The sequence below is a fragment of the Variovorax paradoxus genome (assembly GCF_009498455.1).
Lineage (GTDB): Bacteria > Pseudomonadota > Gammaproteobacteria > Burkholderiales > Burkholderiaceae_C > Variovorax > Variovorax paradoxus_H.
Window position 1 is genome coordinate 5118464 of sequence record NZ_CP045644.1, and the last position, 13050, is coordinate 5131513.

The window sequence follows — 13050 nt, forward strand, 5'->3', positions numbered from 1 at the left end:
GGTGTCGGTCGGACGGGCGGCGGACCGCTCAGGCGGCCTGCAGCCGGCCGGCGGCGACCGTGTGGGCCTCGATCTCGACCAGCAGATCGCTGCGGCAGATGTCGGCTTCCAGGTACACCGCGTGGCGGGCCATCGGCGCGTGCGCGCCGAGCGCGGCTTCGATCACCTCGCGCACGGCCTCGGTGTCCGACGGATGCCGCACGTACACCACGCCATCGAGCGCATCGAGCGAGAAGCGCGCGGTGGTCTGCGCATGGGCGGAGGCGATCACGGCCTCGAGGTTGCGCAGCGTTTCGCGGGTTTGCTCACGCACGTCGCCGTGGTGCACGGTTTCGTGGCCGACGATGCTTGCCGTGCCCGAGATGAAGAGCGCGACCTGGCCGTCGCCGATGTCCGCCAGCGCGGCGCGCGAAAAGGTCGGCGAGCGCGGGCCGTAGGTTTCGGGATAGCGGTAGGCCGACACCTGCCGCGGGTTTTCAACGGGCAGCGGCGCGGCGCGTCCTGCGAGAAAACGGATCGACAGCGCGCCCTGGCGGATGCCCAGCGCGCAGGCGGCCGGGGCGCCCTCGAAGGCGGCACGGCCGGCTTCGAAGAAAGCCTCTTGCCGGCCCAGGTTGAACTGGCGGTAGCGTTCGAGCCCGCCGCCGTCGGCATTGATGCGCGGCAGGTAGTTCCAGATGCGCTGCAGGTGCGGCGTGTCGGCCTGGTCGAGCGTGCGGAACAGGTCGCGGTAGGCGCGCTGTGCAAGCTCGGTCAGGCTCTGGCCTTCCACGGCTTCATCGAGGTCGATGGCGCCGAGCAGCCAGTGCCCGTCGGTGCGCCAGCGCGCGATGCCGGTGGTGCCCGATCGGACCTGGGTTCCGTCGCCCACGTGCCACACGTCGGCCATCGCGCCTTGCGGCGACAGCACGCGCGCATTGACCGTGGGCATCCAGGCGACACCGTGCGGCGTGCCGTAGCCGAGTGCGGCAAAGGGGGCATGGCTGTGCGTGGCCAGCGCGAGGCTGTCCGGCAGCGAGAGGCGCTCCACGCGCAAAGGGGAATGAAGGTGGTCGTCCTGGGGGCGCACGTTCAGCGAACCTCGTCGGCGGTGGATTCGGGTTTGCGGCCGGTGTAGGCCGAGAAGACCCCGAGGCTCGCGTAGCGGCGCACCTCGCCGAAACCGGCGGCGCCCAGCGCCTGCATGACGCGCTCGGGCGGGATGCAGGCCTCGATGGTGTCCCAGTAGTAGCGCCACAGTTCCGAGGTGTCGCTGCGGCGGCCGACCACGCGGGCGATCAGCGGCACCACGGCGCGCATGTAGCCCTTGAGCAGCGCCGTGGCGATGCGGCCTTCGGGCTTGGTGATCTCGAGCACCACCACGCGGCCGCCGGGGCGCAGCACGCGGTGGAATTCGGAAAAGGCGGCGGCCACATCGCTGATGTGGCGCATGGCGTAGCCCATGCTCACGAAATCGCAGCTGGCGTCGGGCCGGGGCAGGGCCTCGGCGACGCCTTGAATCAGTTCGACGCCGGGCAGCCGGACCTGGCCCATCATCCCGACGCTGGGGTCCACGCCGGTCAGTTTGCCGGCGGGGCCGATGATCTTCAGGGCCTCGCGGGCGACGAGCCCGGTGCCGATGCCCACGTCGAGCACCTGTGCGCCCGCCGCGAGGCCGGCCTGCTTCAGCGCGTCGCGCCGATACGCGGGGCCGGTGCCGAAGGCCAGCACGGCTTCGATGCGGTCGTAGTCCGCAGCCGTGCTGTCGAAGATGCGCCGCAGGAATGCCTGATGCTCCGCTTCGGTGTTGTAGTACAGCGGCAGCGGGGCGTGCGGCGGCAGGGCGTCGGGATTTCCCGTACCGGCAATAGGCGATGGCGTCATCGAACAATTATCACCAATTGGTCCGGGCGGAAATCCCGGGCGCCGGGGGAGCGTTGTGTGCGCCGGACAGTAAACTCCACACTTGCTTTGAAAACACACGACAGCGAGAGAGATAGCCATGGCCGGACATAGCAAGTGGGCAAATATTCAGCACCGCAAGGGCCGCCAGGACGAGAAACGGGGCAAGCTCTGGACCCGTGCCATCCGTGAAATCACGGTGGCGGCACGCGCCGGCGGCGCCGACCTCAGCGCCAACCCGCGGCTGCGGCTGGCGGTCGAAAAGGCCAAGGCGGTCAACCTGCCGATCGACACCGTCAAGCGCAACATCGACAAGGCCACGGGCAACCTCGAAGGCGTCAACTACGAAGAAATTCGTTACGAAGGGTACGGCATCGGCGGCGCGGCGATCATCGTCGACACCATGACCGACAACCGCGTGCGCACCGTGGCCGAAGTGCGCCACGCCTTCTCCAAATACGGCGGCAACATGGGCACCGAAGGCTCGGTGGCCTTCCAGTTCAAGCACTGCGGCCAGATCATCTTTGCGCCCGGCACCAGCGAGGACAAGGTCATGGAAGTGGCCCTCGAAGCCGGCGCCGAAGACGTGATCACCGACGACGACGGCGCCATCGAGGTGCTCACCGCCATCGGCGACTTCGAGGCCGTGAAAAACGCGCTCGAAGCCGCAGGCCTGAAGCCCGACGCCGCCGAAATCACGATGCGCGCCGAGAACACCGTGGACGTGACCGGCGAAGACGCCGCCAAGATGCAGAAGCTCCTCGACGTGCTCGAGGACCTGGACGACGTGCAGGACGTTTATCACAACGCCGCACTGTCCGACTGAGCGAATCAATGATGCAACCACAGCGACAAACGAAAGCCCGCGAATGAAGGTACTGGTGATTGGAGGAGGAGGCCGCGAGCACGCACTGGCGTGGCGGCTGGCGCAGGGCAACCGGGTCAGCCGCGTCTACGTGGCGCCCGGCAACGGCGGCACCGTGAGCGACGAACGCTACGACTGCATCGACATCACCGAACCCGCCGCGCTGCGCGAGTGGGCGATGGCCGAGAAAATCGCGCTGACCGTGGTCGGCCCCGAGGGGCCGCTGGCGGCTGGCGTGGTGGACGAGTTCCGTGCGCACGGCCTGCGCATCTTCGGCCCGACGCAGGCGGCTGCGCAGCTCGAAAGCTCCAAGGCCTTCTCGAAGGCCTTCATGAAGCGCCACAAGATCCCGACGGCCGAATACGAGGCCTTCACCGACGCAGCCGCGGCCCATGCGTACATCGACGCCAAGGGCGCACCGATCGTCGTCAAGGCCGACGGCCTGGCCGCCGGCAAGGGCGTGGTGGTTGCCATGACCGCGCAGGAAGCCCACGAAGCCGTCGACTTCATGCTGGTCGACAACAAGTTCGGCGTGTCGCATAACGAAGGCGGCGCGCGCGTCGTCATCGAAGAATTCCTGCAAGGCGAAGAAGCCAGCTTCATCGTGATGTGCGACGGCAAGAACGTCGCCGCGCTCGCCACCAGCCAAGACCACAAGCGACTGCTCGATGGCGACGAAGGCCCGAACACTGGCGGCATGGGTGCGTACTCGCCCGCGCCCGTGGTCACGGCCGAGGTGCATGCGCGCGCGATGCGCGAGATCATCCTGCCGACCATCCGCGGCATGGAAAAGGACGGCATTCCGTTCACCGGCTTCCTCTATGCCGGTCTCATGATCGACGCCAACGGCCAGCCCAAGACGCTCGAATTCAACTGCCGCATGGGCGACCCCGAGACGCAGCCGATCATGATGCGGCTCAAGTCCGACCTGTTCGAGGTCTTCTGGCACGCCACCGACGGCACGCTCGACCAGGTCGATCTGCAGTGGGACCGGCGCGTGGCGCTCGGTGTGGTGATGGCCGCGCACGGCTATCCGCTGTCGCCGCGCAAGGGCGACCGCATCAGCGGCATCCCGGCCGAGGCGCCCGATGCCGTGGTGTTCCACGCGGGCACCACGCTAGAGAACGGCGAGCTCAAGACCAGCGGCGGCCGCGTGCTCTGCGTGACCGTGCTGGCCGACAGCGTCAAGCAGGCGCAGCAGCGCGCCTACGAAGTCGCGGCACGCGTGCAGTTCGACGGCGCACAGTACCGCAAGGACATCGGCTACCGCGCCCTGAGCGCGCGCAACACGCCCCAATCCTGATGCCAGCCACCCAGCCGAAGGCGGTCGGCGACTACCTGCGCGGACTGCAGCAATCGATCATCTCGGCGGTCGAGGCGGCGGACGGCGGCAGCGCGGTGCGCGACGCCTGGCAGAAAGAACCCGGCGAGCCGCTGCAGGGCAACGGCCTGACCTGCATCCTCGAAGGTGGCGCGCTGTTCGAGCGTGCCGGCGTCGGCTTCTCTCAGGTGCGCGGCGCCAAGCTGCCGCCCTCGGCCACGCAGAACCGTCCCGAGCTGTCGGGCGCGCCGTTCGAGGCCATGGGCGTGTCGCTGGTGTTCCACCCGCGCAATCCGTACGTGCCGATCGTCCACATGAACGTGCGCATGCTGGCCGCGCAGCCCGCGGGCGGCGGCGAGCCCGTGTGCTGGTTCGGCGGCGGCATGGACCTCACGCCGTGCTACGGCTTCGAAGACGACGCGGTGCACTTCCACACCGTGTGCCGCGATGCGCTCGCACCCTTCGGCGCCGAGAAGTACCCGCGCTTCAAGACCTGGTGCGACGAGTATTTCTTTTTGAAGCACCGCAACGAGCAGCGCGGCATCGGCGGCATCTTTTTCGACGACTTCGCCGAGGGCGGCATCGAGAACGGCTTTGCGCTGATCCGCTCGGTCGGCGATGCCTTCCTGCAGGCTTACCTGCCGATCATCGAGCGCCGCCGCGGCATGCCGTACGGCGAGCGCGAACGCGAATTCCAGCTGTACCGGCGTGGACGTTACGTCGAGTTCAACCTCGTGTGGGACCGCGGCACGCACTTCGGCCTGCAGTCGGGTGGACGCACCGAATCGATCCTGCTGTCGATGCCGCCGCTCGCGAGCTGGGCGTATCGGCAAGAGCCCGAAGCGGGCAGCCCCGAAGCCGCGCTGTACAGCGACTTCATCGTGCGCCGGGACTGGGTGTGAGCCCCTCCGGTTCCGCTCTGCGCATCGGCGTCTTCGGCGGGGCCTTCGACCCGCCGCACAACGCCCACGTTGCGCTCGCCGAAGCTGCCTTGGCGCAACTCGATCTGACGGAGCTGCACGTCATTCCCACGGGGCAGGCCTGGCACAAGAGCCGCACACTCACGCCGAAGGAAGATCGCCTCGCGATGGCGCAGCTGGCTTTCGGCAAACTGCGAGGCAAGGTCGTCATCGACAGCCGCGAAGTGTTGCGCGACGGCCCGACCTACACGCTCGACACGCTGCACGAATTGCAGAAAGAGCAGCCCGGCGCACAGCTCGTTCTGGTGATGGGCGCGGACCAGGCGGCTGCCTTGCCGACCTGGCACGGCTGGCAGGATATACTCGGCATTGCTATCGTTTCTGTAGCGTATCGCGCACTATCGACGGGTGACGTCACTCGTTTTGATCCGAAACAGCTGCCCGGCCTCCCGGCTGGCGCGCGTTTCGAGGCGCTTGAACTGCCTGCCGCCATGGACACCAGCGCCACCGACATCCGGCGGCGTGTGGCGTCGGGTGTGGACATTTCCTCGCTGGTTCCGCCCACGGTTGCACGCTATATTGACCAACACCACCTCTACCGTTCTGCCTGATGACCACTGAAGCCGCCGCCAAAAAAGACATCCAAAAACTCCAGCGAGCCATCATCGATGGTCTCGAAGACGTCAAGGCGCAGGACATCCAGGTATTCGACACGGAGCACCTTTCGCCGCTGTTCGAGCGCGTGATCGTGGCGTCGGGCACCTCCAACCGCCAGACCAAGGCGCTCGCGTCGAGCGTGCGCGACGCCGTGCGTGAAGCCGGCTTTGCCAAGCCGCGCACCGAGGGCGAGGAAAACGGCGAGTGGATCATCGTGGACTGCGGCGCGGCCGTGGCGCACATCATGCAGCCCGCCATCCGCCAGTACTACCACCTCGAAGAGATCTGGGGCGACAAGCCGGTGCGCGCCAAGCTCGGTGCCACCAAGCCCGCGCTGGCCACCGCGTCGTCCGTCAAGGGCGCCGAAGAGAAGAAGACGGCCGCCGCCAAGACGCCGAGCCTGCGCCGTTCGAGCGCCGCCAAGACCGCAATCCGCGCGGCCGAGCAGGAAGCCAAGGCCGCCAAGGCCCCGGCGAAGCGCGCGCCCGCGAAGAAGACCGCGGGCAAGACCGTCGCCAAGAAGGCGCCTGCGAAGAAGTCCACCACGGGCACCGCACGCGTGCCGGTGAAGGTCGTCGGCAAGCCGGCCGCCAAGAAGACCGCTGCAAAGAAGGCGCCGGCCAAGAAGGCACCCGCCCGCCGCGCATGAAGCTGCTGGTGGTCGCCGTCGGGCAGCGCATGCCCGACTGGGCGCAGACTGCCTGGGACGACTACGCCAAGCGCTTCCCGCCCGAGCTCAAGCTCGAGCTGCGCGCCGTCAAGACCGAGCCGCGCGGCTCCAAGACACTCGAGACGCTGTATGCCGCCGAGCGCGAGCGCATCGAGGGCGCCATCGCCCGCGGCATGCGCATCGTCGTGCTCGACGAGCGCGGCACCGCACTCACCACCAAGGCACTGGCCACACGGCTGCAGACCTGGCAGGTCGAGGGCGACGACGTCGCGCTGGTCATCGGCGGCCCCGACGGGCTCGACCCGGCCTTTAAGGCCGCGGCGCATGAACGCATCCGCCTGTCCGACCTGACCCTGCCGCATGCCATGGCGCGCGTGCTGCTGGTCGAACAGCTCTATCGGGCGTGGTCGGTCAACGCGGGCCATCCGTACCACCGGGAATGACCACGGGGCCGGCGGTGGGGCCCACCACGGAGACCTGAACGTGCCTGACTTCATTTACCTCGCGTCGCAAAGCCCGCGTCGCGCCCAATTGCTCGGCCAGCTCGGTGTGCGCCACGAACTCCTGCTGGCCGGTCCCGACGAAGACGCCGAGGCACTCGAAGCCTTGCTGCCGAACGAGTCGCCGACCGCCTACGTGCAGCGCGTCACCGCCCTCAAGCTCGATGCCGCCGTCGCGCGCCGCAAGCGCCTCGGCCTGGCCGATGCGCCGGTGCTCTGCGCCGACACCACGGTCGCGCTCGGCCGCACCATCCTCGGCAAGCCCGAGGACGCGCGCGACGCCGAACGCATGCTCGCGCACCTGTCCGGCGCCACGCACCGCGTGCTCACCGCCGTCGCGCTGCAACACGGCCGTCGCCGCCATGCGGCGCTGAGCCTGTCGCGCGTGCGCTTCGCCGCGCTCACGAAGAAGCAGATCGCGGCTTATGCCGCCAGCGGCGAGCCGCTCGGCAAGGCCGGCGCCTATGCCATTCAAGGCGCGGCGGCTGCGTTCGTCGAGCACATCAGCGGCTCCTATTCGGGCATCATGGGACTTCCGATGTTCGAGACCGCGCAGCTGCTTCGTGATGCGCGTCTGGCCGGTTTCAATACTTAAGAATTCCATGCAAGACATCCTGATCAACTGGTCTCCGCAAGAGACCCGTGTGGCGCTGGTCGAGCACGGCGCGGTGCAAGAGCTGCACGTCGAGCGCACGCTCGAGCGCGGGCTGGTCGGCAACATCTACCTGGGCAAGGTCTCGCGCGTGCTGCCGGGCATGCAGTCGGCCTTCATCGACATCGGCCTGGAGCGCACCGCCTTCCTGCACGTGGCCGACATCGTCTCGCCGTTCACGCCGGGCTCGCGCCCGAGCGCCACGCCGCCCGAGCGCGACCACCGCAACGGTGGGCCGATGGTGCCCATCGAGAAGCAGGTGTTCGAAGGCCAGTCGCTGCTGGTGCAGGTCATCAAGGACCCGATCGGCACCAAGGGCGCGCGGCTGTCCACGCAGATCAGCATTGCGGGCCGGCTGCTGGTGTTCCTGCCGCAGGACAACCACATCGGCGTGTCGCAGAAGATTCCGCCCGACCAGCGCGAGTCGCTGCGCAACCGCATGCTGGCGCTCATCGAAGCGGCTGCGGCTGCAGAGAGCGGCGGCGTGGTGCCCGTGAACACGGGCGGCTTCATCCTGCGCACCAACGGCGAAGACGCGGCCGACGCCGAGCTGGCCGAAGACATCGCCTACCTGCGCAAGACCTGGACGCGCATCCGCGAAGCCTCGGGCCGGATGCCGGCCATGTCGCTGCTGCACCAGGACCTGAGCCTGCTGCAGCGCGTGCTGCGCGACATGACGAGCGAAGACACGCAGACCATCCGCATCGACTCGCGCGAGCAGTTCGAGGTGCTGCTGAAGTTCGGCCTCGAATTCATGCCGCAGGCGGCCGGCAAGCTGCAGCACTACAAGGGCGAGCGGCCGATCTTCGACCTGTATTCGGTGGACGAGGAAATCGCGAAAGCGCTAGGTCGGCGCGTCGACCTGAAGTCGGGCGGGTACCTCGTGGTCGACCAGACCGAGGCGCTGACCACGGTCGACGTGAACACCGGCGGCTTCGTCGGTGCGCGCAATTTCGACGACACCATCTTCAAGACCAATCTCGAGGCCGCACAAGCGATTGCGCGGCAGCTGCGCCTGCGCAACCTGGGCGGGATCATCATCGTCGACTTCATCGACATGGCACGCGACGACCACCGCGAGCAGGTGCTGGCCGAGTTCCGCAAGCAGCTCGCACGCGACCGCGTGAAGACCACGGCCGGCGGTTTCTCGCAGCTCGGCCTCGTCGAGATGACGCGCAAGCGCACGCGCGAATCGCTGGCCCACATGCTGTGCGAGCCCTGCGTGGCCTGCAGCGGGCAGGGCATCGTGAAGACCGCGCGCAGCGTGGCCTACGACGTGATGCGCGAGATCCTGCGCGAGGCGCGGCAGTTCACGCCGCGCGAGTTCCGCATCGTCTCGTCGCCGCAAGTCATCGAGCTGTTCCTCGACGAGGAGAGCCAGCACCTCGCGGGGCTGAGCGACTTCATCGGCAAGCCGATCTCGTTGCAGTCGGAGCCGGCAATCGGGCAGGGGCAGTACGACATCGTGCTGCTCTGACGGTGGGAGCGTGTGGCCCGTTGCAACGACGGGTCAGCGCTTCGATTCCTGGCCTTGCCGCATCCAGACACTGGCCAGCGCGGCGGCCACCAGCATGCCGGCGATCAGCAGCAGCCCATTCTTCGTGCTGCCCGTGCTCTGCTCGATCCAGCCCATCACCGACGGGCCGATGAATCCGCCCACGAGGCCGCAGGTATTGACCAACGCGAGTCCGCCTGCCAGCGCCACGCCAGCCAGCCGTGACGACGCGAACAGGAAGATCACGGACTGCACCACGAAAAACATCGAGCCTGTGAGGCAGAAGCCGGCCAGTGCAATGGCCGGGCTCGCGAAGGCTGCGATCAGCAAGCCGACCGCCATCGAGACCAGCCCGACCAGCAGCAGGAGCCGGCCGCGCTGCGGCGTGACCGCGAGCCGCGGCAGCGCAATGGCGCCGACGGCGGCGGCCACCCACGGCAGCGAGTTGAGCGCGCCGATCTCCAGCGGCGAGAGCTTGCCGTAGGTGCCGATGATGCTCGGCAGGAAGAAGATCACCGTGTAGATGCTGATCTGGTGGCAGAAGTAGACAAAGATCGCCAGCCAGATCTGCCGGTCGACCAGGCAGGCGCGGAACGATTCGCCGACCTGGCCGTTGGCCACGTCCTCGGCGCGTTCGGCGGCGAGCTGGCGTTCGATGGCCTGCGCTTGCGGGCGCGTGAGCCAGCTGGCGGTCGAGGGACCATCGGGCAGCTTGCGCCAGACCACGAAGGCCAGCGCGACGGCGGGCAGGCCTTCGAGCACGAACATCCATTGCCAGCCATGCCAGCCCCACAGGCCGTCCATCTGCAGCAGCGCGCCACCGACCGGGCCGCTGAGGATGTTCGCGATGCACACGCCGAGCAGGAAGTAGCCCGTGGCGCGTGCGCGGTCCTTGCGGCCAAACCAGTAGTTCAGGTACAGCATCACGCCCGGGAACAGGCCGGCTTCCGCCGCGCCGAGCAGGATGCGCATCACGTAGAACGAGGTCTCGCCCGTGACGAAGGCCATGCCGGCCGACAGCAGGCCCCAGGTGATCATGATGCGGGCGATCCACCAACGGGCGCCCACGCGGTGCATCACCAGGTTGCTGGGCACTTCGAGCAGCGCGTAGCTCAAAAAGAACAGCCCGGCGCCCAGCCCGTAGGCGGCCGCCGAAATGCCGATGTCCACGGCCATGTGGCTCTTGGCCAGCGCGATGTTGGTGCGGTCGATGAAGCTGATCACATAGGCCAGCACCAGCAGCGGCATGAGCTTGCGGAAGATCAGCGCATTGAGCGAAGCCTGCTCGTCGACGGCCTGGCTGGCGCGCAGACCCGGCGGCGTGGTGGGGATGGATGTGTGTTGCATGGGATGTCTCTCTCTCCTGTCCTGTCGTGTTCGGCGGAAGGTCGTCGGCGTGCGCCGACGGGCGTGCAGAGGCGGCCCGGTCATGGGCCGGGCCGAGTCGGGTCAGTGGTTCTGGCGCAGGGCTAGAAGTCGACGTTCGCCGCGCCCTTGAGGCCGAGGATGTCGCGCGCCTCGGCGGGTGTCGCGATGTCGATGTGCAGCGCCTCCAGCACGGCGCGGATGCGCAGCACCTGTTCGGCGCTCGATGCGGCGAGCCGGCCCGGACCGATCCACAGCGAATCTTCGAGTCCGACGCGCACGTGCGAGCCCATGGCCGCGCCGATGGTGGCCAGCGGCAACTGGTTGCGGCCGGTGCCAAGGATCGACCACTCGAAGCGGTCGCCGAACAGCCGTGCGGCGGTGCGGCGCATGTGCATCAGGTCTTCGGGGTCGGCGCCGATGCCGCCCAGGATGCCGAAGACCGTCTGCACGAAGACAGGGGCCTGCACCAGCCCGCGGTCGAGGAAGTGGCGCAGGTTGTTGAGGTGGCTCACGTCGTAGCACTCGAACTCGAAGCGCGTGCCGTTGGCGTTGCCGAGCTTCAGGATGTTCTCGATGTCGGCGAAGGTGTTCTTGAAGATCAGGTTGCGGCTGTTCTCCAGGTGCTCGCGCTCCCATTCATGTTCGAAGGACTTGAAGCGTTCCAGCATCGGAAAGAGGCCGAAGTTCATCGAGCCCATGTTGAGCGACGCGAGCTCGGGCTTGAAGGTGGTGGCCGGGCGCATGCGCTCCTCGACGCTCATGTGCGGGCTGCCGCCGGTGGTGATGTTGATCACCGCATCGGTCGCGGCCTTGATCTTCGAGAGAAAGGGGCGGAACAGGTCCGGGTCTTGAGACGGGCGGCCGTCCTTCGGGTCGCGCGCATGCAGGTGCAGGATCGCGGCGCCCGCGCGGGCGGCTTCGATGGAAGCCTGCGCAATCTCGTCGGCCGTCACGGGAAGGTGCGGCGACATGCTGGGCGTGTGGATGGCACCCGTGGGGGCGCAGGTGATGATGGCTTTGGGGCGTTGGGCCATGAGGTGTCCGGTAGAGAAAAAGGGAAAGAAGGGGGCGAGCGGATCAGCTCAGCGCCTGCGTGTGGCCGTCCACCACGAGCTCCTGACCCGTGACGCTGGCGGCCAGGTCGCTCGCCGCGAACAGCACCATGTTGGCGATGTCGGTGGCCGTCACCATGCGGCCCAGTGCGGCCTGTGAGGTGTAGGCGCGCGTCACTTCGTCGAGCGGCTTGCCCAGGGCCTCGGCCTTGGCGGCGATGACTGCGCGGATGCGCGGACCGTCGACCGCGCCCGGCAGGATCGCGTTGACGCGGATGCCGTCGGCGCCCAGTTCGAGCGCCAGCGTTTTCGTGAAGCCGATCACCGCCCACTTCGAGGCGGAGTAGGGCGAGCGCCCCGGCATGCCCAGGTGCCCGGCGGCCGACGACAGGTTGATGATGGCCGGCAGGCGGCCCTTACGCAGCCGCGGCACGGCCTGCCGCACGCAGAGGAACTGGCCGGTGACGTTGACGGCCATGGTGCGTTCCCAGTCGGCGAGCGAGACGGTCTCGACCGGACCGGTGGGCCCGGCCACGCCGGCGTTGTTCACCAGCACGTCGAGGCCGCCGAGTTCGCGGTCGACCGCCTCGAACAGGCGGGCCACGTCGTCCTCCTTGGACACGTCGGCGACGCAGCGGCCCACCTCGGGCAGTTCACGCGCCAGCTGGTCGAGGCTGGCAGCCTGCACGTCGCAGACGAAGACCTTGGCGCCCGCCGCCGCGAAGCTGCGCACGATGTCCAGGCCGATGCCGTTGGCACCGGCGGTGACGAGCACGCGCCGGCCGGCGAGGGAGTTGTTGTTCCACATGCTGAAGAGATCCTTGAGGTCGATATTGGATGACCGGGATCGTATATCTGTGATCACAGATAATTCATAGGGAATACCCCGGTCCTATACTTCAACGCATGAGCCTCACCGATCTCGTCACCCCCCTCAAGCGCCAGACGCTCAGCGCCAACGTCTACGACCAGTTGCGCGACCTCGTGATGAGCGGGCAGATGATGCCGGGCGAGCAGATTTCATTGCGCAGCGCGGCCGAGGCACTGGGCGTGAGCGTGATGCCGGTGCGCGAAGCCATGCAGCGCCTGGTGGCCGAGCAGGCGCTCGAACTCACGCCCAGCCGCACCTTGCGCGTGCCCCGGATGACGGCGGCGCAGTTCAAGGAAATCACCACCATCCGCACCAACCTCGAAGGCCTGGCCACGGAGCTGGCGGCCTCGGCGTCGGGCGCGGTGGCGCTGCGCGACATCACGCGCTGGCACGACGAGTTCGCGGCCGAGATGAACGCGGCCAGCCCCGACGGCTCGAAGCTCGTCACCTTCAACAAGGAGTTCCACTTCGCGGTCTACGCCGCCGCCGACATGCCGGTGTTGTTGCAGATGATCGAGGCGCTGTGGCTGCGCATCGGCCCCATCCTCAACTACGACCTGCGGGCCGGCTCGCGCCGCGTGGGGGACAAGGTGGCGATGTCGCACCATGCGGCGCTGCTGGCCGCGCTGAAGCGCCGCGACGGCGCCAAGGCCCGGGCCGCGCTGCAGGGCGACATTGAAAGCGCCGCGGAATTCATCCTGTCGACGGGCGTGCTGGTGTCGGATGGCACGCTGCCGCCGCAGAACGCCGCGCCGGCCGCAAAGAAAGCGCGCGCCGCGGCAGGCGCGGCGCGCTGAG

General features: G+C 68.0%; 14 protein-coding genes. 9 read left to right on the plus strand and 5 right to left on the minus strand.

Features of this window, described 5'->3' with window-relative positions:
- Positions 1–28 precede the first annotated feature (28 nt).
- Together GFK26_RS23595 and GFK26_RS23600 are read right to left on the minus strand one after the other, a co-directional pair.
- The gene (locus tag GFK26_RS23595; protein ID WP_153284111.1) at positions 29–1069 is read right to left on the minus strand and encodes a Rid family hydrolase; all 1041 of its coding nucleotides are present in this window, start codon (positions 1067–1069) and stop codon (positions 29–31) included.
- Between the two features lie 2 nt (positions 1070–1071).
- Positions 1072–1863, minus strand: coding sequence for a class I SAM-dependent methyltransferase (locus tag GFK26_RS23600; protein WP_153284112.1), 792 nt, complete (start codon positions 1861–1863; stop codon positions 1072–1074).
- Positions 1864–1981: 118 nt separating this feature from the next.
- On the opposite strand from GFK26_RS23600, the gene GFK26_RS23605 reads away from it, so the two are divergent.
- From GFK26_RS23605 to rng, 8 genes are read left to right on the plus strand one after another with little or no spacing between them, the layout of a single operon-like run.
- Complete coding sequence (locus GFK26_RS23605; protein ID WP_153284113.1) at positions 1982–2707, plus strand: YebC/PmpR family DNA-binding transcriptional regulator; 726 nt, start codon at positions 1982–1984, stop codon at positions 2705–2707.
- A gap of 43 nt (positions 2708–2750) precedes the next feature.
- Positions 2751–4049: a phosphoribosylamine--glycine ligase gene (gene purD, locus GFK26_RS23610; protein ID WP_153284114.1), complete on the plus strand. Its 1299-nt coding sequence runs from the start codon at positions 2751–2753 to the stop codon at positions 4047–4049.
- Positions 4049–4969 (plus strand): oxygen-dependent coproporphyrinogen oxidase, encoded by a 921-nt coding sequence (gene hemF / locus GFK26_RS23615; protein ID WP_153284115.1) that lies wholly within the window; start codon positions 4049–4051, stop codon positions 4967–4969. The genes purD and hemF overlap by 1 nt, the downstream gene beginning before the upstream one ends.
- Positions 4966–5598: a nicotinate (nicotinamide) nucleotide adenylyltransferase gene (nadD, locus tag GFK26_RS23620; RefSeq protein WP_153284116.1), complete on the plus strand. Its 633-nt coding sequence runs from the start codon at positions 4966–4968 to the stop codon at positions 5596–5598. Before hemF ends, nadD begins: the two co-directional genes overlap by 4 nt.
- Entirely contained in the window at positions 5598–6293 is a 696-nt protein-coding gene (rsfS, locus tag GFK26_RS23625; RefSeq protein ID WP_153284117.1) for a ribosome silencing factor, read from the plus strand. Before nadD ends, rsfS begins: the two co-directional genes overlap by 1 nt.
- Entirely contained in the window at positions 6290–6757 is a 468-nt protein-coding gene (rlmH, locus tag GFK26_RS23630) for a 23S rRNA (pseudouridine(1915)-N(3))-methyltransferase RlmH (RefSeq protein WP_062470115.1), read from the plus strand. The genes rsfS and rlmH overlap by 4 nt, the downstream gene beginning before the upstream one ends.
- 40 nt (positions 6758–6797) lie before the next feature.
- Positions 6798–7409, plus strand: coding sequence for a Maf family protein (locus GFK26_RS23635; RefSeq protein ID WP_153284118.1), 612 nt, complete (start codon positions 6798–6800; stop codon positions 7407–7409).
- Between the two features lie 7 nt (positions 7410–7416).
- On the plus strand, positions 7417–8943 hold the full coding sequence (gene rng / locus GFK26_RS23640; protein WP_153284119.1) for a ribonuclease G: 1527 nt from the start codon (positions 7417–7419) through the stop codon (positions 8941–8943).
- Between the two features lie 33 nt (positions 8944–8976).
- Here the strand turns inward: rng and GFK26_RS23645 are convergent, their stop codons facing one another.
- From GFK26_RS23645 to GFK26_RS23655, 3 genes are all read right to left on the minus strand, one after another.
- On the minus strand, positions 8977–10308 hold the full coding sequence (locus tag GFK26_RS23645; RefSeq protein ID WP_153284120.1) for an MFS transporter: 1332 nt from the start codon (positions 10306–10308) through the stop codon (positions 8977–8979).
- Between the two features lie 122 nt (positions 10309–10430).
- Positions 10431–11363, minus strand: coding sequence for a 3-keto-5-aminohexanoate cleavage protein (locus GFK26_RS23650; RefSeq protein WP_153284121.1), 933 nt, complete (start codon positions 11361–11363; stop codon positions 10431–10433).
- 43 nt (positions 11364–11406) lie between these two features.
- Positions 11407–12189, minus strand: a complete 783-nt coding sequence (locus GFK26_RS23655) for an SDR family oxidoreductase (RefSeq protein WP_153284122.1) — start codon at positions 12187–12189, stop codon at positions 11407–11409.
- A gap of 98 nt (positions 12190–12287) precedes the next feature.
- On the opposite strand from GFK26_RS23655, the gene GFK26_RS23660 reads away from it, so the two are divergent.
- On the plus strand, positions 12288–13049 hold the full coding sequence (locus GFK26_RS23660; protein WP_153284123.1) for a GntR family transcriptional regulator: 762 nt from the start codon (positions 12288–12290) through the stop codon (positions 13047–13049).
- Position 13050 lies beyond the last annotated feature (1 nt).

What these genes read in the sequence shown, in the direction of transcription:
- GFK26_RS23600 (WP_153284112.1), bottom strand. Translation starts at nt 1,863, where the DNA reads ATGACGCCATCGCCTATTGCCGGTACGGGAAATCCCGACGCCCTGCCG.
- GFK26_RS23605 (WP_153284113.1), top strand. Translation starts at nt 1,982, where the DNA reads ATGGCCGGACATAGCAAGTGGGCAAATATTCAGCACCGCAAGGGCCGC.
- purD (WP_153284114.1), top strand. Translation starts at nt 2,751, where the DNA reads ATGAAGGTACTGGTGATTGGAGGAGGAGGCCGCGAGCACGCACTGGCG.
- hemF (WP_153284115.1), top strand. Translation starts at nt 4,049, where the DNA reads ATGCCAGCCACCCAGCCGAAGGCGGTCGGCGACTACCTGCGCGGACTG.
- rsfS (WP_153284117.1), top strand. Translation starts at nt 5,598, where the DNA reads ATGACCACTGAAGCCGCCGCCAAAAAAGACATCCAAAAACTCCAGCGA.
- rlmH (WP_062470115.1), top strand. Translation starts at nt 6,290, where the DNA reads ATGAAGCTGCTGGTGGTCGCCGTCGGGCAGCGCATGCCCGACTGGGCG.
- rng (WP_153284119.1), top strand. Translation starts at nt 7,417, where the DNA reads ATGCAAGACATCCTGATCAACTGGTCTCCGCAAGAGACCCGTGTGGCG.
- GFK26_RS23645 (WP_153284120.1), bottom strand. Translation starts at nt 10,308, where the DNA reads ATGCAACACACATCCATCCCCACCACGCCGCCGGGTCTGCGCGCCAGC.
- GFK26_RS23650 (WP_153284121.1), bottom strand. Translation starts at nt 11,363, where the DNA reads ATGGCCCAACGCCCCAAAGCCATCATCACCTGCGCCCCCACGGGTGCC.
- GFK26_RS23655 (WP_153284122.1), bottom strand. Translation starts at nt 12,189, where the DNA reads ATGTGGAACAACAACTCCCTCGCCGGCCGGCGCGTGCTCGTCACCGCC.
- GFK26_RS23660 (WP_153284123.1), top strand. Translation starts at nt 12,288, where the DNA reads ATGAGCCTCACCGATCTCGTCACCCCCCTCAAGCGCCAGACGCTCAGC.